We start from the raw sequence: 19,834 nt of genomic DNA, 5'->3' as shown, positions 1-19,834 counted from the left end.
AAATCCCCCTTATTACCCTACTAATTTGACGATTTTTTGCGCGCCATCTGCCATCGAATCCGCTGCAACAATATTTAAACCTGATTCGTTTAACATCTTTTTACCAATTTCTACATTTGTTCCTTCTAAGCGAACGACAAGTGGTACAGCTAAACCAACTTCTTTAGCAGCTGTAATAACACCCGCCGCAATAACATCACACTTCATAATACCACCGAAAATATTAACAAAAATACCTTTTACATTTTCGTCTGATAAAATAATTTTAAAAGCTTCTGTTACTTTCTCTGCTGTAGCACCGCCCCCAACGTCTAAGAAGTTAGCTGGTGTGCCGCCATAATAACTAATCGTATCCATCGTAGCCATCGCTAAACCTGCTCCATTTACCATGCACCCAATATTGCCGTGCAATGAAATATAACTAAGGTCATGCTTAGACGCTTCGATTTCTTTTGGATCTTCCTCGTTAAAGTCGCGTAGTTCCACAATATTTTTATGACGGTATAACGCATTATCGTCAAAGTTAAACTTCGCATCTAATGCAATAACCTCTCCGTCCCCTGTAATTGCTAATGGGTTGATTTCAACAGTTGAAGCATCCGTATCAACAAATGCGTCGTATAAACGCATCATTAACTTTGTAGCTCCACCTACAAGATTTGTAGGGATATTCATATTGAAAGCCATACGTCGTGCTTGGAAGGCTGTTAAACCTAAAACAGGGTCAACGACTTCATGGAAAATTTTCTCTGGAGTAGCTGCTGCTACCTCTTCAATATCCATACCGCCTTCTTCAGAGCCCATTAATGTTACACGCGAAGTAGCACGATCAACGACTAAGCTTAAATAATATTCTTTTTTAATATCTGAACCTTGTTCAATATAAAGACGTTTAACTTCTTTACCTTCAGGTCCTGTTTGATGTGTTACTAAAATTTTACCTAATAATTCCTTTGCATAAGAACGAACTTCCTCAAGCGTTTGCGCAATTTTAACGCCACCTGCTTTACCACGACCACCTGCATGGATTTGAGCTTTAACGACTGTCACGTCCGCGTTAAGTTCTTTTGCTACTTTCACCGCTTCATCCGGTGAAAAAGCCACATTACCTTTTGGTACGGCTACACCGTACTTGCGCAAAATTTCTTTCGCTTGATATTCATGGATATTCATATTCCATCCTCCCATCAGACAATTGCATGATTCTACTCACAACTTCTATTCTATACAAAGATTCTGATAATGTCTATATTCGTCTTTTATGTTTATTTTATAATCTTTTATGCACAAATATCATCGTATAAGTAGTTAATTAATTCTGAAAAGTACTTTTTTCTCTACTTCTCTTAATGGTTTTTCTTTTATAGTATAGTTTATTGTCTACGCGTTAATTTATGTTCTTTATCTACGCGATAGATAAAAGCAAACACTTCAGCTACTGCTTGATACAACTCTTCAGGAATTGCTTCATTTAAATCAAGTTGTCCTAACAGTTCAACCAAACTTGGGTCTTCATGTACAGGAATGTCGTGCTCACTTGCTTTCGCTAAAATATTTTCAGCAATTTTGCCCTTACCTTTTGCCACAACTTTAGGTCCTGCACTTTCTCCAGGAACATACGTTAACGCAATTGCCTCTTTCCGCTTATGTTGTTGATCATTCATACGAGATAGTCCACCCCTGTCGCAGGTGTAGTAGTCTGTTTTAGTACACGTGGTTTAGGTGTATTTTGCTCTTCAAATGTTTTGACGACTACTGCTGATAATTGGTAATCTTTTTTAGCCAAACCTTCCTTCAGCATCGCTTGAAAAGGAACAGCAAGTGCCTTTAATGCTGGATTATCATTAAATAAATTTACCGTTACGATACGATTTTGTACTTGCATATCAATCATTGTTTCTTGCAAAGAGTCCATTTGTAAATAAAATAAAATACGCGCATACGCGGCATCAATTTTACCATCTTCTTTTGTACGGCCACTCCATTGCAATGTGGCTTCTGTATGTTTACCCAAAAAAGAAAGCGGCACTTGCATTGTCAGCTGTTGTTGCGGTCCGTTTTCCCCTGATAAAAGTTGCATACCATTCATACGTGATAATAGCACTTCACCTGCTTGACGCATCTCTTGAGAAATAGGCTGCTCTAATAAGCTTAGCAACTGTGGTTTTAGCATTTGTGCAATCGCTTGTGTATCTGCCGCCTTTTGATTCAGCATCGCTTCATAACTTAAGCCTAGCCCTTTCATGACGTGTTGCATCGCATGTGCCATTGCCTTACCGTCTACTGCTTGTGTAACTTCCGCTTCAGCAGTCGTTACTAAATTTTGAATAAATGCTGGTTGGGGCTTAGCCAATTGTTGCGCAAGTTGCTCAAAAATTTGTTGCTGATTTTGGGTTGTGACAGGACGTAGTAATGATAATAGCTGTTCTTTCGCCCCTTGATCTTGCCCAAAAATTTGTTGTGTTGCATTTGTACTAAAAGCGTCCAATAATTGACTTTGCAACGCCTTCCCAAATGATTGAATGGTCTGTGTCGTCATCGGCAATTGCGTAAAACGCTCCGTTAACTGCATAATTTGTTGCTTTTGCGCATCTGTTAAGGTCGTTTGATTAGCTACCCATGTTTGCATTTGAGCCGTACTATTTTTGATCGTTGCAGGTGTCGCTTGCATCACATCTCCTACGATTGCCCCTGCACTAGTCGGTATTTGCGCGCCTTGGGTTGTGGCGAAGTTTTGCACCGTAGCATTTTGCGGTACAATATTTGCTTGTTTTAGCACTTGAAGCGCTTGTAATTTATCCGCAATAGCGGCATTTGGATTTTGTAAGGTTTGCACGAGTTTAGCGAGCATCACACCGCCCGTTTCTGTCGCAAATGGTTTAGCGAGCTGATTGATTTGACCTAACATCGTTTGGCGCATATCCGCAGGAAGTGACGTATCATTTTGTAACAACGTCGCAATTTGCTGAAGGGATGATGTCATACCTGATGTTTTCTGACCGTTCATTAAAGCAGAAAACACTTCATTCGTAAATGGCATTTTAAGTTCCACCATTTTCGTTAATGCCACTAAAGCCTGTTGTTTTTCTGGTCCACTTAAATTTTTCAACCAGGCTTCTGCTTGAATAAGTTGTTCCTTTGCAATCGGTGTTTGTTCCTTCATAAAATGTGCCATTACTTTTTGCATATCTGCCGTTTTAGGTAAATTCATCGTATCAAGCAATTGATTCATTTGTTGCGACTGTGACATTTGAGGCCCCATAGGACCGGTTACTACTTTTAATTCTGTTTGAGGTGCGGTGCCTGTAACTTGAAAAAAGTGCGCATCTCCTGCTTTTAACGGTGCTTCAAGTTTAGCAACCATTTTATGCCCACCAATTTGGACTTCTGCCATTTGATCAGGAAAAAGTTGCTTAATTGTGCCATGAAATACTTGTCCTTGTCGAAGCGCTAACGGCTGTTGTGTATTTTGCACACCAGCGTTCGATGTTATCGCTTGAAATGACATATTCATTTTATCCAACCTCCTTGGACCATCGATTTAATCGGTTCAAATGACGAGCGGTGTTCTGGTGTTACACCGTACTTCGCCAGCGCTTCGAGATGTTGCTTTGTACCGTAGCCTGCATGTTGCTCAAAGCCATAATTAGGATAAGTTAATGCGAGTTCATCCATATAAGCATCACGTGCGGTTTTCGCTAAAATAGAAGCGGCAGCAATGCTTAAGCTTTTTGCATCTCCTTTAATAATATTTTGTTGCGGTAAGGAAGTAGCAATCGTCATAGCATCAAGTAGCACACCTGCTGGTTGCACTTTTAATAAGCCTACACTGCGAGCCATAGAGCGCTTTGTAGCTTCATAAATATTTATGGCATCAATTACTTGCACAGGTTGAAAATGAATGGCGTAAGCAACTGCATGCGCCTTAATTACTTCGGCATAGCTAGCGCGCTGTTCTTTTGTAAGTTGCTTTGAATCATTGATACCTTCAAACACCTCAAAGTCCTTTGGCAAAATAACCGCTGCCGTAACAACAGGTCCTGCTAGCGGTCCACGTCCCGCTTCGTCCACACCTGCAATTAGCGGACCGTACTGTGCGCGGTACACATCGTCAAACACGACGCGTTCAGCGTGTGCTTGCTGTGCCTCCTGCGCTTTAGCTAAACGACCATAAAACTGCTTCAATGCTTTTTGAACACCCGCACGCTCATCACTTGCTAATGCTAATACCCAATCTTCTTCTCTATTCGCTTCTTTTAATGCTTGTGTAATTTCTTTTACTGTTTTCATAATTACGCCCCTCAATCTTTATTCGTATGCCTATTATCGGTTATTTTATCGTTTTCTAAAAGAAAAACCTCTCTAATCCGATACATTACTTGAGGTGAGAGGAATGGAAATTGCACAAATCGCTAATCGCATCGTCAATGGCGCTATCGCTGACCAACGCAAATATTACGAACAAGCGCAAAAGCCACAAGACGACGGTCCTAAAATTACAGTATTTGAGGATGGCTTTGAACGTGTGTATTTAGTAAAGCCTAATGGTGTACGCGTGCTATTGTCACAAAAACTAATCTTTTGGCTACGTGTAGAACAAGAAAGTAAAAAGCACGACGACAAGGAACGATTAACCAACGGCGAAATGAAGCAAATGCATAGCGAACGTAGCAAAACGCTAATGCAACAGTTAAATGCACATGCCCCTGTTTTTTTCGCACATAAAAAGGACTAGCCGCAATGAGCTAGTCCTTTTTGTTATTCTTGCAACATTTCGTCAACAAAATCAAATGTTAAACGACCAAAATTTAAACCACGTACATCACGTACAATAATTTCAGCCACTTGATCATAATCGATTTCGCCGCCTTGTCCAAATACGCGGCGTAACTTACCGATATGGTCAAACGTCTCGACTAAATCTTCATGTAGAACACTAAAACCATAGCGATCTTGCAAACGATTTGGATAACGTGTAGCTAAAAACTTAAGTCCGTAAACTGCCACATCTTCCATATTCGTTACCGTATCCTTAATTGCTCCTGTAAGTGCCAACTTGTAGCCAATTTCTTGGTCTTCGAATTTTGGCCATAAAATCCCAGGTGTATCAAGCAATTCAATATCTTTACCTACTTTAATCCACTGCTGTGCTTTTGTAACACCTGGCATATTACCGGTCTTTGCTAAATTCTTTTTCGCTAAGCGATTAATGAGCGTTGACTTTCCGACGTTAGGTATGCCAACAATCATTGCGCGAATCGCACGTGGCTTCATTCCTTTTTGACGCATACGGTCAAACTTTTCCGCTAGAATGCCTTGCGCAGCTTTCGTTACTTTTTGCAAACCTTTACCTTCAAGTGAATTAATTGCAACCGCTACTTGATTGCGCTCTTCAAAGTAAGTCACCCACTTTTGTGTCTCATGTTCATCTGCCATATCAGCCTTATTTAGAATGAGTAGGCGCGGCTTTTGATGAATAATGCTATCTAACATCGGGTTGCGTGAAGAAAGCGGTAGGCGCGCATCTACAAGCTCAAAAATAATATCTACTAACTTTAAATTTTCTGTCACTTGACGGCGGGCTTTCGCCATATGCCCAGGAAACCATTGAATCGTCATATTTCTTACATCCTTTCTTGAAAAAAAGGAAGCACGCGGCTCCCTTTTACTTTACCGTACGAATTTCTTTAAATGGCCAAAAGACAATGCTCGTTTTACCGATAACTTTTTCATTTTCTACAGGGCCGATATGACGGCTATCCGTACTTCCTCGGCGATTGTCTCCCATTACGAAAATCGTATCTTCTGGCACTTGCTCCACAAAGTCTTCAGTGAGCGTACCGTCTAATAACAACGCTTTCTTTTCTTCTAAATATGGCTCATCGAGTGGCTCATCATTAATATATAGCTGATCATTGCGATACTCTACCTTATCGCCAGGTAAGCCAATAATACGCTTAATATAGTTTTTGCCAGCTGGTGCATGGAAGACCACAATATCAAAACGTTTTGGTCCACCAATAGTATAACCAATTTTATTAACGATCATACGGTCACGGTCTTGCAGTGTTGGCGTCATCGACTCCCCGTCCACCACAATCGGTGTGAATAAAAAATACTTCACAAGCGCTGCTACTGCAAATGCAATCAACAATGCTTTCGTCCATTCCCAAAATTCATTTTTTGGGGCTACTTCTTTCTCAGCCATGTATGCCACTCCTTTACTACTCTACATTGTAGTAGATAATTATTCTTTATGACAAGCAAAAAGAAAAGGAGTTCGCAGGCGAACTCCTTTTTCAGCTTGATTATCGAATTTCTTTAATACGTGCTGCTTTACCACGTAGGTTACGTAGGTAGTAAAGTTTAGCGCGACGTACTTTACCGCGACGTGTAACTTCTAATTGAGCGATTTTTGGTGTGTGTACAGGGAATGTACGTTCAACACCTACACCGTAAGAAATTTTACGAACTGTGAAAGTTTCGCTAATGCCGCCACCACGACGTTTGATTACAACACCTTCGTATACTTGGATACGCTCACGAGTACCCTCTACTACTTTAACGTGTACCTTAACTGTATCACCAGCACGGAAAGTAGGTAGGTCTGTGCGAAGTTGCTCTTTTGTAATTTCTGAAATAATGTTTGTCATTACGTTTTCTCTCCTTATATACAGACGCTCTTACAATACTAGTTGCAGCGGAACATCGTAATGCGGTACTTCTACAAAGAAGTACAAAGTGAATGATACCATAAAAAACTAGCGCTTACAAGTGTTTTTTCATTTTTTTAGCGTTGCTAAATAGGCGCGCTGTTCATCAGTTAATGGATAATTTTCTAACAAATCTGGGCGTCGCTCATACGTGCGCTTTAGCGATTGTTGTTCACGCCACTTTTCAATATTTGCATGATGACCAGACAGTAAAATATCGGGTACTTTCATACCTCTAAAGTCAGCGGGACGTGTATAATGAGGGTGTTCTAATAATCCTGTCGAAAATGAATCATTAACATGAGAAGCCTCTTGCCCTAATACGCCAGGTAAAAGACGTACGACGCTATCGACAATTGTCATCGCACCAATTTCGCCACCTGTTAATACATAATCACCGATAGATATTTCATCCGTTACTAAATATTCGCGAATGCGCTCATCATACCCTTCATAATGACCACATAGTAAAATAAGCTCTTCTTCTCGTGCAAACTCTTCTGCTTTTTGTTGCGTATAGCGTTCGCCTTGTGGGCATAATAATACGACCCTTGGCTGACGTCCTGCCGCAATCTTTTCGACTGCCTCAAACATCGGCTCTGGCTTCAGTACCATACCAGCGCTACCACCATAAGGATAGTCGTCGACTTGACGATGCTTATCATAGGCAAATTCACGAATATCTGTGACTTGCAATGTAACGGCTCCTTTATCTTGCGCTTTCTTTAAAATCGAAGAACCAAACACACCACTAAACATATCTGGAAATAAACTTAGCACATGAATATTCATTTACAAAAGCCCTTCCATCACATAAATTGTAATTACTTTATCCTCTACATTAATCTCACGTACGACATCTTCAATATAAGGAATATAATGTTCTTTCTTTGCGCCTTTAACGACCCAAACATCATTGGCGCCTGTTTGTAAAATATCTATAATTTCACCAATAACATCGCCATCTTCTTCTGACACTACTTTACAACCGATAATCTCATGGAAGTAATATTCGTGTTCAGTGAGCACATCTTCCTCCATTTGATCTTTCGTAATTTTTAATAATCCCTCTTTATATGGCAATACATCATTTATATTATGTATGCCTTCAAACGTTAATAAAATAAAGTTTTTATGCCGACGAACTGTAGCGATTGTTAACCACGTTGGCTTCTTGTCACCTTTCTTAAAAGCAGCTAAGCGACTGCCAACGTAAAATCGTTCCTCTTCAAAATCAGTCGTCGATAAAATTCGCACCTCTCCTCGCACACCATGCGTATTGACAATACGACCTACATTAAACCATTCCATGTATTCACCTCTTTTTATAAATAAAAAGAGAGGAACTTTTGCAAGCTCCTCTCTTTTCTAATCCACTATGTCGACGTAAGTCTTCTTATGGTGACTGCCTGCTGCTGAATAAACAATTGTACGAATTGCCTTTGCAACGCGCCCCTGCTTGCCTATGACTTTCCCTCGATCCTCTGGATGAACAAAAAGTTGATAAACAATGCGATTATCCGATTCTTCTGCTGTAATGCGTACATCATCAGGATAATCGACTAACGGTAAAACGATTGTTTCAATCAGCTGCTTCAAAGACGTCACCTCCGATTATTTGCTGAATTTTTGGTTATGGAATTTTTCCATGATGCCTTGATCTGAGAACAGGTTACGAACTGTATCAGATGGTTTTGCACCGTTAGCTAACCATTTAAGAGCTTTCTCTTCATCGATTTTAAGTGTAGCTGGTTGAGTAAGTGGGTTGTAAGTACCTACTGTTTCGATTTGACGACCGTCGCGTGGCGCGCGAGCGTCTGCTACTACGATACGATAGAAAGGAGATTTTTTAGCTCCCATACGTTTTAAACGAATTTTAACTGCCATTTTCTTTGCACCTCCGAATAAGTTTCACACAAGATAGTATATTATCAATGTTTGGTTTGTTTGTAAAGTGTTTTTTCTTAACACACTTATTTTTTTACTTAAATAACGAGTCAAATCCAGGTAATTTCATTTTTTTCTTACCTTTACCTGAAGCCATACCTGTCATTTGCTTCATCATTTTTTTCATTTCCTCAAACTGCTTTAACAGGCGATTAATTTCTTGAATCGGTCGACCTGAACCTCGTGAAATACGCTTTTTACGGCTCGAGTTAATGATATCTGGGTTCGTTTTTTCCGCTGGTGTCATCGAATAAATAATCGCTTCTAAATGCGCCATTTGCTTGTCATCGACCTTAGCGTTTTCTAACCCTTTAATTTTATTAGCCCCTGGAATCATTTTTAAAATTTCATCAAGCGGGCCCATTTTTTTCACTTGTTGCAACTGCTCGATAAAATCATCAAACGTAAAGCTTTGTGTTTTAAATTTTTCTTCTAGCTCTTTTGCTTTATCTTCATCTACTTGAGCTTGCGCCTTTTCGATTAGCGATAGCATATCACCCATACCTAAAATACGTGATGCCATACGTTCTGGATGGAACGGCTCTAAAGCATCCATTTTTTCACCCATACCAACAAATTTAATTGGCTTTTGTGTAACAGAACGAATCGATAACGCAGCACCACCACGCGTATCACCATCTAGCTTCGTTAAAATGACGCCCGTAATGCCTAAAGCATCGTTAAAACTATTCGCTACATTCACTGCGTCTTGACCTGTCATCGCATCTACGACTAAGAAAATTTCATCAGGCTCTTTAAGCGCGCGAATATCTTTTAACTCTTGCATCAATGTCTCATCAATGTGCAAACGTCCTGCTGTATCGATGATAACAACATCGTTATGATCTTCTTTCGCTTGTTCAATTGCTTTTTCAGCAATTTCAACAGGTGATACTTCTGTACCCATTGAAAAAACAGGAATCGATAACTGTTTCCCAAGCGTCTCTAATTGTTGTACTGCCGCCGGGCGATAAACATCCGCCGCTACTAGCAATGGTTTGCGGTTGTATTTTTTACGCAGTACATTAGCGAGTTTGCCTGTTGTCGTCGTTTTACCCGCACCTTGTAAGCCGACCATCATAATAACAGTCGGGGGCTTCGTATTAAATTTAATCGGGCTCTGCTCGCCACCCATTAACGTCGTTAGTTCATCTTGTACAATTTTAATAACTTGCTGCCCGGGCGTTAAGCTCTTCATAACATCTGAGCCTACCGCACGTTCACTAACGTTTTTAACGAATTGCTTTACTACTTGCAAGTTAACGTCTGCTTCAATTAGGGCAAAGCGCACTTCACGCATCATCGCCTTAACATCTTGCTCGGTTACCTTACCTTTACCTTTAATTTTTTGGATCGTTTCCTGGAGTCGTTCCGATAATCCTTCAAACGCCACTTAAGTCGCCTCCTAATCCCATTCCTTTAACTGTTCGACGAGCTTTTTTTGCTCTTCATTATTACCGTTTTGTTCGATTGTTGTTAGTAACTTTTGTAAAATACTTTTACGTTTTTCGAATTTCTCAAATAGGCATAATTTTTGTTCATAGCCTTCAAGCATTTTTTCGGTGCGTTTAATATTATCATATACCGCTTGACGTGAAACACCGTAGGAATCTGCAATCTCTCCTAAAGAGTGATCATCTAAATAATAAAGTTCCATATAACTACGTTGTTTATCGGTCAATAATGCTTGATAAAAGTCGAAAAGGAAATTCATGCGCGTTGTTTTTTCAAGTAGCATTCCATTTCTCTCCTGTCGTTAATCTACTGTATCATATCGAACGACGCGCTTAGCTGTCAAGGTAATATACTTGATTATGCTTCTTCTGTCATTTTTTCAAGCTCTTGTTCAAGTCCTTCAGCAAATAAACCATACACATAGCGCTCTGCATCAAATGGTTGTAAATCATCCATTTGCTCACCTAACCCTACAAATTTCACAGGGATGTGAAGCTTATTACGAATCGCTAACACAATACCGCCCTTAGCAGTACCATCAAGCTTTGTTAGTACGATACCTGTAACGTCTGTTACTTCTTTGAAAGTTTGAGCTTGTACTAAAGCATTTTGACCTGTTGTCGCATCTAGTGCTAATAGTACTTCGTGAGGTGCGTTTGGTACTTCACGTGAAATAACACGGTGTACTTTTTCTAATTCATTCATTAAATTGACTTTATTTTGCAAGCGACCAGCTGTATCACAAATTAATACGTCCACATTGCGCTTTTTTGCGGCTTGGATTGCATCAAACATTACAGCTGCAGGATCAGAGCCTTCAGATTGTTTCACGACTTCACAACCAACGCGGTCGCCCCACACTTGCAGTTGGTCAATAGCACCTGCACGGAATGTATCACCTGCTGCAAGCATTACTGTTTTACCTTCTTTTTGCAAGCGGTTAGCCAATTTACCAATTGTCGTCGTTTTACCTACACCGTTTACCCCAACAAATAAAATAACCGTTAATTCACCTTCAGGTTGTAAGTTAAGTGTTACAGTATTTTCTTCACCTTGCTCATAAATCTCTACTAATTTTTCCGAAATAATCGCTTGAATACCTTCTGTATCCTTAATGTTTTGACGTTGTACTTCAAAGCGAAGTTTGTCCATTAATTCCATTACCGTTTCAAAGCCAACGTCAGCTTGTAGTAAAACATCTTCTAGTTCTTCAAAGAAGTCCTCATCTACTTTACGATAACGCGCTACTAAATCATTCACTTTTGAAGTGAAGGTATCGCGTGTTTTAGCAAGCCCTGCTTTAAATTTCGCTGTAATCGACCAAGCGGATGGTTTTTTTTCTTCTTGCACTTCCTCGTCTTCTACTTCTTGCTGTTCGATCGCTACTTCTTCAGCTTCGATTGCGTCTTCTTCAATCTCCGCTACTTCTTCTGGAGCTTTAGGTACTTCTTCTGTCTGTTGAAGCACTTCTTCTACATGTTCTTGTTGTAGCTCCGCTTCACTCGCTTCTTCCGTACCTTCGACCGCTTCGTCTTGCACTATTTCTTTTTTCTCTTCTTCGGGATTACCCATCAACTTGTCTTTTAATCGCTTAAAAAAGCTCATTATGACCGCTCCTCTTCATATTGTTCTAATTTTACGGATACTAACTTCGATACGCCCGACTCTTGCATCGTAATACCATACAGAACGTCGGCCCCTTCCATTGTACCTTTGCGGTGTGTAATGACAATGAACTGTGTGTCATCACTTAACTTGCGTAAATATTCTACATAGCGTGTTACATTAGCTTCGTCTAATGCTGCTTCAACCTCATCTAACACGCAAAATGGTACGGGGCGCGTTTTTAAAATCGCGAATAATATAGCAATTGCCACGAGTGCACGTTCACCGCCTGATAGTAACGATAAGTTTTGCAGTTTTTTCCCTGGTGGTTGTGCAATGATTTCGATACCTGTTTCTAATAAATTAGTTGGATCAATCAATACTAAATCAGCTTTTCCCCCGCCAAATAACTCGCGAAAAGCGGCATGAAAATGCGTGCGAATTTCTTCAAACGTTGTTTTAAAGCGCGCGGTCATTTCGCTGTCCATCTCTTCAATTGCATCGTTTAATGTTTGTTGCGCTTCTAATAAATCTTGACGTTGTGCTTCTAAAAAGCGGTAGCGTTCGCTAACTTCAGCATACTCTGCAATCGCATTGACGTTTACAGTGCCTAATTCTTCGATTGACTGTTTCAATAATTTCACGCGACGTCGCGCTTGCTCTAAGTCAATCGTTAATACAGGCACATCTTGTTGTGAGCGCAAATCCCAATCGTACTGTTCTAACAGTTGTTGTTCGATATATGTGATACGACTTTTTTCACGTTCCATTTTAAGTTCACTATTGTGTAACTGCTCGTTATAGCTTTGATGCGATAAGCGAATTTCACGTAAAGTTTCTTGACGCTGTTGGATTGTTTGTTCGTTTTCTTGACGCTGTTGTCGTAGCTGCACGAGCTTCGCTTCACTTTGCTGTTTTAACGTTTGAGAATGCGCAATCTTTTGCGCGATGACTTGCGGCGCATCTTGCTCATTTGCCTGCGTTGTAAACCACGTTATTTCCGAGGAAATATCAGTGACTTCTTTTTGTAGCTTAGCAATTGTCACGTCACATTGTGCGACAAGCTCACTCGCTTGATTACGCTTTTCCTTAGTAACGGCAAATTTCGGACGCAGTTCGTCCAATTGTTGACGCAATGAATCGCGCTCTGTCTCGCTTTTTTCTTTTAACGCTAACAAGGTTTTTACTTGTTGATCAATCACAAGGAGCTGTTGTTCAATAGTTTCGATGCGCGCCGTCGCCTTTTGACGTTCATTCGACAATGTCATAAGCTGCTGCTCTGTATCATTTTGTGTCGTCGTAACACTTGTTACGCGCGCTTGTAAATGTTTTTTATCATTTTGTAAAGCGGTTTGCGTCGTTTGTGTTTCATACGCTTGGCGCGTTACTTCTTCAAGTTGTTGTGTTAAAGCAACTACTTGTTCTTTAAGCATTTGATTACGTTGTTGTGATTGTTGTACATCTTGCTCAGCCTTGGTAATTTGCTCGACAATAGTAGAAAGTTTAACAGCTAGCTCCTCTAGCTCTGTTTTTCGAGAGAAGACATTTGATTGACGCTTTGCTGCGCCCCCTGTTAATGAACCGCCGGTGTTGACAACATCTCCATCGAGCGTTACTACACGGTAGCGAAAATTTGCTATGCGGGCAATAGCTGTTGCACCTTCTAAATCGCGCGCTACAATGACACCACCAAGTAAGTTTTGCACAACACGCGCATACTTCTCATCAACTTTTACTAAACTAGCTGCTATCTGAATAAAAGCAGGGTGCGCTTTAATACTCGCCACAATGTCCGCTGGCACAAAGCGTGGTTGAATAACCGTACGCGGTAAAAATGTCGCACGGCCTTCTTTTTTACGTTTTAAATAGTGAATAGCCTGTTGTGCTGCGCGCTCATCTGTTGTAATAATATGCTGGCTTGCTGCACCGAGCGCAGTTTCAATGGCTTCTGTATATTGTTTTGGCACATGAATAAGCTCTGCTACTGCACCGTCAATGCCTGTCAATGCCTCGTCGCGCGCTTGCAATACTGCGCGTACACCTTGATAAAAACCTGAGAAATCAGCGGCTAGCTCTTCTAACGTTTCTTTACGTGTTTTCAAGCGATGCTGGTGTTGATAAGCTTCAAATAACATTTTTTGTTTGTTATCGGTTTTCGTTTGTTGATCAAGTAACACTGCGCGTTTTTCTGTTAATTGCGCTGTTAAGCTATTTTTTAATTGTGTTAACTGCTCGTACTTAACACTCACTTCTTCATAGCGCTCTGTTAACGCTAACAGTGCATGACTCGCTTCATCTGTTTGCGTACGTACACGAGAATCTGTTGTTTGGTGACGCTCAATTTGCTGTTCAATATGCTTTTTATCATTTTGCACAGCTACTTGCTCATTTTTTAAATCAATATAATGATTGCGATGAATTTCAATTTCTTGCTCTAGCTCTTTTACCGAGCGTTGTAACACATGCTCAAACTGTTTAATTTGAGAGTCGTAAGCTTTCATTTGCTGTTGATGTTTGGCATACTCATCATTCGCCTGTTGCTTCTTATCTTGCCATTCTAAGAGTTGCTCACGTAATGTTTGCTTAGCTTTTGTTAAGTCATCAAGACGCTGTTTGCGGTTTTGTTCCTTTTCTGCACTAACAGCTTGATAACCTGTTAAACGCTCTACTTCTGTGCTAGCCTCCATTAATGTAGCATTAACTACATCATACTGTGTAGCCATCTCTTCTCTCTTAGCTGTTAGCTGTGATAATTCACTTTCGATTTCTTCTATTTGATTAGCTAAGGCTAGCGCTTTACCTTCATAATTGTCTACAAGTTGCTTCGCTTCTTGCATAGCTGTTAAATGGTTAGTAGCATCTGCTACCATTACTGCAATATCATATTCTTTTACGTCTTCTGTCATTTGTAAGTAGTCGCGTGCTTTCACTGCTTGCTCTTCTAATGGTTGAAGGCGTAGCGCTAACTCTTTTGAAATATCTAACACACGCAGAAGATTTTCACTCGTCTCGAATAATTTATGCTGCGCTTTTTTCTTTCGTAGCTTATACTTCAAAACTCCCGCAGCCTCTTCAAATATCGCACGGCGATCTTGCGGCCTACTGTTTAATATTTCGTCGACACGGCCTTGCGAAATGATAGAGAACGCTTCTTTTCCTAAGCCTGAATCCATAAAGAGGTCTGTAATATCTTTTAAGCGACAAGCTTGATTATTAAGTAAATACTCACTTTCGCCCGAGCGATGTACACGACGCGTAACGCTAACCTCATTATACGGTAGCTTTACGCGTTCATCGCTATTATCTAAAATGAGCGTTACTTCTGCTACGTTAACCGAACGATGCGCATCGCTACCGGAAAAAATAATATCTTCCATTTTAGCGCCGCGTAAAGATTTAGCGGACTGCTCACCTAATACCCAACGTATCGCATCCGTAACATTACTTTTACCACTACCATTTGGACCAACGACTGCTGTAAGCCCTGGTACAAAATCAATACTCGTACGCTTAGCGAATGATTTGAAACCTACCATATCTAAGCGTTTTAAATACATTTAGCCTTCTCCTTGCTGTTCTTTAATAACGAGCATCGCGCATTGAGCTGCCTGTTGCTCTGCTTCTTTCTTCGATTTGCCACGCCCTACACCTAGCTCTTGGTCATTTAATAAGACACTCGATACGAACGTACGATTATGCGCAGGACCTCGCTCATCGATAATTTCGTAACTCAATGTGCCACTACTCGCTTGTTGCACCATTTCTTGCAATTGACTTTTAAAGTCCATCGCATGCGAAAATGCACCAACATCTACTTTAGGAAAGACAACTCGTGCTAAAAATTGCACAACTGTATCTAAATCTTGATCTAAGTATAATGCGCCGATGAATGCTTCGAAGACGTCTGCCAGTAACGCAGGACGCTCACGACCACCTGTTAACTCTTCACCTTTACCGAGCAATACATAGTGACCGAAATTTAATTCATTGGCGAAAATAACTAATGAAGGTTCACATACAATTGAAGCACGTAATTTCGTTAATTCTCCTTCGCTCATATTTGGATATTTTTCAAATAAATACTTGGAGACGGATAGCTCTAATACGGCATCCCCTAAAAACTCTAAGCGCTCGTTGTCCGTAAATAATTTTCTGCGATGCTCATTTACATAAGAGGAATGTGTAAATGCTTGGTATAATAATGATTTATTTGCAAAAGAAATTGCCAACTTCTGTTGTAATAAATCAAATTGCATGCGTGCTTTTTCTGGAATGACACCTGGTTTTTGGGCCGTTCCTCTTCTTTTATTAATCATACACATTCTACCTTTCTACTCAGTTTCTAACGTTAAGTGTACCTTTTCTAATGTAATAGTGCAAAAGTATTTCGTCACTTTGTCAACTACTTTTCCTATAGCCCTTAACACTCATAAAGCGACAAAAGAGGCACTCCCTATCGAACACGTCGATGTAAAGTGCCTCGCAAGACTATATTAGCCTAATTTGCTTTCGATGTATGATACCGCAGAACCTACTGTTGTAATTTTTTCTGCGTCCTCGTCCGAGATTTCCATCTCAAACTCGTCCTCAAGTTCCATTACTAGTTCTACTACGTCTAAAGAGTCAGCACCTAAATCTTCACGGAATGAAGCTTCTGGTGTTACTTTGTTCTCTTCAACGTCTAAACGGTCAACGATTACTTTAGTTACGCGCTCTAATACTGTCAAGTCATTCACCTCCCCTCAATTGAGTATAATAAAAATCGTGTGATTTTAACAGCTTTACTTACATTACCATGCCGCCGTCGATATGAAGCGTCTGGCCTGTCATATAGTTTGCGCCTTCTGACGCTAAGAAAGCAACCACATTAGCAACGTCCTCTGGTTGCCCAAGTTTAGCTAGAGGAATTTGCGTAAGCATCGCATCCTTAACATCTTGTGGTAACTCCTCTGTCATATCGGTTGCAATAAAGCCAGGGGCTACAGCGTTCACTAAAATATTACGTGCAGCTAGCTCTTTTGCTGTCGTTTTTGTTAAACCGATAACACCTGCTTTAGCTGCTACGTAATTTGCCTGACCCGCATTACCTGCAACGCCTACAATTGAAGCAACATTAATAATACGGCCTGCGCGCTGTTTCATCATTTGACGTGCTACAGCTTTTGTACATAAAAATACGCCTTTTAAGTTCGTAGCCATTACGCTATCCCACTCGTCTTCCTTCATACGCATTAACAAATTATCACGTGTAATACCTGCATTGTTAACTAAAATATCAATTGAACCGAAAGCATCCATTGCAGCACCCATCAACGCTTTTACTTCATCTGCATCTGCCACGTTAGCTTGCACAGCAATTGCCTGTTGTCCAAGCGCTTTTATTTCTGCTACAACTTCCTCAGCTTTTGCTTGTGAGCCACTATAGTTAACGACAACATTGGCGCCGTCTTGTGCTAACTTTAATGCAATCGCACGACCAATACCGCGCGATGCACCTGTTACTACTGCTGTTTTTGTCATTATGCCCACTCCTTTGCCGCTTCTACTACTGCTTGTAAACTCGCTTCATCATACACGCAGTATGTTGTTACAGAACGGTCTACTTTTTTCACTAAACCTGATAATACTTTACCAGGCCCGCACTCAATAAAAGTATCCACGCCTAAGTCAATCATTTTGCGCACACTTTCTTCCCAACGTACAGGGCTATAAACTTGCGCGACAAGCTCTTGTTGCATATCACTCACCGCTACAACATCTGCTGTCACATTACCAATCAGCGGCACAGCTCCTTCTGTTAATGGCAATTGTGCAAGTACCGCACCTAGTTTTTCTGCTGCTGGTGTCATTAACGACGAGTGGAAAGGTCCACTCACTACTAATGGAATCGCACGCTTTGCGCCTTCCTCTTTCGCTAAAACACAAGCCTTATCCACACCAGCTTTAGTACCAGAAATTACAATTTGTCCTGGGCAATTTAAGTTAGCCAGTTGCACTGTATCACCTTGTTTAGTAATGCGCTCTGTCACACTTGTTAACTTGTCAGCATCCATACCTAAAATGGCTGCCATTGCGCCCTCACCTGCTGGTACGGCTTCTTCCATAAATAAGCCGCGCTTATGTACAGCAACAACCGCATCTGTAAATTGCATAACACCTGACGCAACAAGTGCGCTATATTCTCCTAATGAGTGCCCTGCAACATAGTGAGGCGCGATACCAGCTTGCTTTAAGCGCTCTGCTACCATAACACCTGTTGTTAGTAATGCAGGCTGTGCATTATACGTTAATGTTAGCTCTTCTTGAGGTCCTTCAAGCATTAACTTAGCTAAATCATAATTTAGCGCCGTGTTTGCTGTCTCATAAATTGCTTTACTATCTTCATGCTCCGCTACAAATTGCTGCCCCATCCCGACAGTTTGTGAGCCTTGCCCCGGAAAAATAAATGCGATTGTTGCCATTATAAAAAACCCCTTTAGTTTGATTTTGCAATCGTTTGTTGAATTGTAGCTGTTACATCATACTCCACCATTTCTTTAGCTTGACGTAACGCGCTAAAAATTGCTTTGGCGTTTGATGAGCCATGCGCTTTAATAACAGGTGCTTTTAAACCAAATAGCGCTGCACCACCATACTCGGTATAATCCATTTTGGTTTTAATACCGCGTAAACCGTCCTTGGCTAACACAGCACCTAACTTAGCTTTAGTAGAAGACGTGAAGGCTTCTTTTAGCATCGTAAACATAGTTACAGCTGTACCTTCAATAGACTTTAACACCATATTGCCAGTAAAGCCGTCTGTCACAACCACATCTGCTACACCGTTTAATAACTCACGTGACTCCACATTGCCCTCAAAGTTAAGTGCTTCTTGTTGAATTAACGGAAATGCTGCCTTAGTTAGCTCATTGCCTTTTTGTTCCTCTGTACCAATATTGAGTAACCCAACACGTGGTGTAGCTAGTTTACGTACCTTTTGTGCATAAACATTGCCCATCACTGCATACTGCGCTAAATGCTCGGGTTTTGGGTCAGCATTAGCACCTAAATCTAGCATTAAAAAGCCCTTACCATCAATTGTAGGAAGCGTTGTCGCTAATGCAGGTCGTGCAATACCTTCAATACGCCCTACTTGAAATAGCCCACCTGCCATTAATGCACCCGTATTCCCCGCTGATAAGCAAGCGTCCGCTTGCCCTTCTTTAACCGCTTGTAAAATGCGCGCCATTGAAGAATCTTTTTTACGGCGTACCGCACGTGCCGCGTCATCCGTTGCCTCAACAACTTCCGAACACGCTACAATTTGGATTCGTTCATGTGCCTTTAAATACGGTTGCATCACTTGTTGCTGTCCATATAAATGAATCGTTAATTCAGGGAACGCCTCTAATGCCTGGTATACGCCTTCAATTACGGCTTGTGGTGCATTATCGCCACCCATGCCATCTACTGCAATAATCATTCGTTGTCACCTCTTGTACGATACATTTCAAATTCGCCTTTAAAGACATTTTTATTATCCACAGTAGAAGTTACCGTTACATGCGTTCGGTTTTTCTCACTGTTTTGTTTAGTTACTACCGCTTTTGTAATCACGCGGTCACCTGCACGTACAGGCTTTGTGAAGAAGATTTCAGCACATACGGTTAATGCTAATTCATCGTCAATGACTGCTACCGCTAATGAATTCGCTTGGGCAAATAAATGGTGCCCTCTAGCAATGCCATTACGCTGAAATACATGCTCCTCGCCCACATCAAAAATAGATAACGCTCGTTTATCAAGCTCAATATCGATAATATCCCCGATTACTTCGTCAAGCGGTAAAGATTTTACTTCGTTCTCATATGTCCTTGCCGCTACATCCTTAATTCGCTCACGTAACTCAGGTATTGCTAACTCCATACGATCTAAACGAATCGTCTGCACGCTAACATCAAATTGCGTGGCTAACTGCTCGTCTGTAACGAATGGATTGTCAGTAATCGTTTCTACTAACAATTGCTGACGTTCTTTCTTCGGTTTTCTCACGTCAACTGCCACCTTCTTTTATCAGATATTAGCACTTGGTACTAACATCAGTATAATAATTCATAAATTAGATTGCAAGCCAT

22 protein-coding genes are annotated in these 19,834 nt (G+C 40.8%); 1 reads left to right on the top strand and 21 read right to left on the bottom strand.

Going from position 1 to position 19,834, the window contains the following annotated elements; translation table 11 throughout:
* Positions 1-12: 12 nt before the first annotated feature.
* From sucC to DDE80_RS00750, 4 genes are all read right to left on the bottom strand, one after another.
* A complete protein-coding gene (sucC, locus tag DDE80_RS00765) occupies positions 13-1,173 on the bottom strand; it encodes an ADP-forming succinate--CoA ligase subunit beta (RefSeq protein WP_108305782.1) in 1,161 nt (386 codons plus the stop codon).
* 200 nt (positions 1,174-1,373) lie between these two features.
* Positions 1,374-1,664 (bottom strand): EscU/YscU/HrcU family type III secretion system export apparatus switch protein, encoded by a 291-nt coding sequence (locus DDE80_RS00760; RefSeq protein WP_108305781.1) that lies wholly within the window; start codon positions 1,662-1,664, stop codon positions 1,374-1,376.
* Positions 1,661-3,514, bottom strand: coding sequence for a hypothetical protein (locus tag DDE80_RS00755; protein ID WP_108305780.1), 1,854 nt, complete (start codon positions 3,512-3,514; stop codon positions 1,661-1,663). The genes DDE80_RS00760 and DDE80_RS00755 overlap by 4 nt, the downstream gene beginning before the upstream one ends.
* On the bottom strand, positions 3,511-4,290 hold the full coding sequence (locus DDE80_RS00750; protein ID WP_108305779.1) for a ribonuclease HII: 780 nt from the start codon (positions 4,288-4,290) through the stop codon (positions 3,511-3,513). The genes DDE80_RS00755 and DDE80_RS00750 overlap by 4 nt, the downstream gene beginning before the upstream one ends.
* 103 nt (positions 4,291-4,393) lie before the next feature.
* On the opposite strand from DDE80_RS00750, the gene DDE80_RS00745 reads away from it, so the two are divergent.
* The gene (locus DDE80_RS00745) at positions 4,394-4,735 is read left to right on the top strand and encodes a hypothetical protein (RefSeq protein WP_108305778.1); all 342 of its coding nucleotides are present in this window, start codon (positions 4,394-4,396) and stop codon (positions 4,733-4,735) included.
* Between the two features lie 23 nt (positions 4,736-4,758).
* On the opposite strand, the gene ylqF is transcribed toward DDE80_RS00745, so the two are convergent.
* From ylqF to fapR, 17 genes are all read right to left on the bottom strand, one after another.
* Complete coding sequence (ylqF, locus tag DDE80_RS00740; RefSeq protein ID WP_108305777.1) at positions 4,759-5,619, bottom strand: ribosome biogenesis GTPase YlqF; 861 nt, start codon at positions 5,617-5,619, stop codon at positions 4,759-4,761.
* A 46-nt stretch (positions 5,620-5,665) separates the two neighbouring features.
* Entirely contained in the window at positions 5,666-6,208 is a 543-nt protein-coding gene (gene lepB, locus DDE80_RS00735) for a signal peptidase I (protein WP_108305776.1), read from the bottom strand.
* Between the two features lie 100 nt (positions 6,209-6,308).
* A complete protein-coding gene (rplS, locus tag DDE80_RS00730) occupies positions 6,309-6,653 on the bottom strand; it encodes a 50S ribosomal protein L19 (protein WP_108305775.1) in 345 nt (114 codons plus the stop codon).
* A gap of 129 nt (positions 6,654-6,782) precedes the next feature.
* Positions 6,783-7,505: a tRNA (guanosine(37)-N1)-methyltransferase TrmD gene (gene trmD / locus DDE80_RS00725; RefSeq protein ID WP_108305774.1), complete on the bottom strand. Its 723-nt coding sequence runs from the start codon at positions 7,503-7,505 to the stop codon at positions 6,783-6,785.
* A complete protein-coding gene (gene rimM, locus DDE80_RS00720) occupies positions 7,506-8,024 on the bottom strand; it encodes a ribosome maturation factor RimM (protein ID WP_108305773.1) in 519 nt (172 codons plus the stop codon).
* A 57-nt stretch (positions 8,025-8,081) separates the two neighbouring features.
* Entirely contained in the window at positions 8,082-8,312 is a 231-nt protein-coding gene (locus DDE80_RS00715) for a KH domain-containing protein (RefSeq protein WP_108305772.1), read from the bottom strand.
* Positions 8,313-8,327: 15 nt separating this feature from the next.
* Positions 8,328-8,600: a 30S ribosomal protein S16 gene (rpsP, locus tag DDE80_RS00710; RefSeq protein ID WP_108305771.1), complete on the bottom strand. Its 273-nt coding sequence runs from the start codon at positions 8,598-8,600 to the stop codon at positions 8,328-8,330.
* A 94-nt stretch (positions 8,601-8,694) separates the two neighbouring features.
* The gene (gene ffh / locus DDE80_RS00705; protein ID WP_108305770.1) at positions 8,695-10,053 is read right to left on the bottom strand and encodes a signal recognition particle protein; all 1,359 of its coding nucleotides are present in this window, start codon (positions 10,051-10,053) and stop codon (positions 8,695-8,697) included.
* Positions 10,054-10,065: 12 nt separating this feature from the next.
* Positions 10,066-10,398, bottom strand: coding sequence for a putative DNA-binding protein (locus tag DDE80_RS00700; protein WP_108305769.1), 333 nt, complete (start codon positions 10,396-10,398; stop codon positions 10,066-10,068).
* Between the two features lie 74 nt (positions 10,399-10,472).
* Positions 10,473-11,720, bottom strand: coding sequence for a signal recognition particle-docking protein FtsY (ftsY, locus tag DDE80_RS00695; protein ID WP_108305768.1), 1,248 nt, complete (start codon positions 11,718-11,720; stop codon positions 10,473-10,475).
* The gene (smc, locus tag DDE80_RS00690; RefSeq protein ID WP_108305767.1) at positions 11,720-15,277 is read right to left on the bottom strand and encodes a chromosome segregation protein SMC; all 3,558 of its coding nucleotides are present in this window, start codon (positions 15,275-15,277) and stop codon (positions 11,720-11,722) included. Before smc ends, ftsY begins: the two co-directional genes overlap by 1 nt.
* Entirely contained in the window at positions 15,278-16,036 is a 759-nt protein-coding gene (gene rnc / locus DDE80_RS00685; protein WP_108305766.1) for a ribonuclease III, read from the bottom strand.
* A gap of 177 nt (positions 16,037-16,213) precedes the next feature.
* Positions 16,214-16,447 carry an acyl carrier protein gene (acpP, locus tag DDE80_RS00680; protein ID WP_427901783.1) on the bottom strand — a complete coding sequence of 78 codons (234 nt, stop codon included), beginning with the start codon at positions 16,445-16,447 and terminating at the stop codon, positions 16,214-16,216.
* A 58-nt stretch (positions 16,448-16,505) separates the two neighbouring features.
* On the bottom strand, positions 16,506-17,240 hold the full coding sequence (gene fabG, locus DDE80_RS00675; RefSeq protein WP_108305764.1) for a 3-oxoacyl-[acyl-carrier-protein] reductase: 735 nt from the start codon (positions 17,238-17,240) through the stop codon (positions 16,506-16,508).
* Complete coding sequence (fabD, locus tag DDE80_RS00670; RefSeq protein WP_108305763.1) at positions 17,240-18,181, bottom strand: ACP S-malonyltransferase; 942 nt, start codon at positions 18,179-18,181, stop codon at positions 17,240-17,242. The genes fabG and fabD overlap by 1 nt, the downstream gene beginning before the upstream one ends.
* A 14-nt stretch (positions 18,182-18,195) precedes the next feature.
* Complete coding sequence (gene plsX / locus DDE80_RS00665) at positions 18,196-19,182, bottom strand: phosphate acyltransferase PlsX (protein WP_108305762.1); 987 nt, start codon at positions 19,180-19,182, stop codon at positions 18,196-18,198.
* Positions 19,179-19,751: a transcription factor FapR gene (fapR, locus tag DDE80_RS00660; RefSeq protein ID WP_108305761.1), complete on the bottom strand. Its 573-nt coding sequence runs from the start codon at positions 19,749-19,751 to the stop codon at positions 19,179-19,181. The genes plsX and fapR overlap by 4 nt, the downstream gene beginning before the upstream one ends.
* Between the last annotated feature and the right edge of the window lie 83 nt (positions 19,752-19,834).

Origin of the sequence: Metalysinibacillus jejuensis, assembly GCF_003057615.1 — a bacterium.
Lineage (GTDB): Bacteria > Bacillota > Bacilli > Bacillales_A > Planococcaceae > Metalysinibacillus > Metalysinibacillus jejuensis.
The sequence above is the reverse complement of the archived record's forward strand: the minus strand, read 5'-3'. Positions and strand labels throughout refer to the sequence as shown.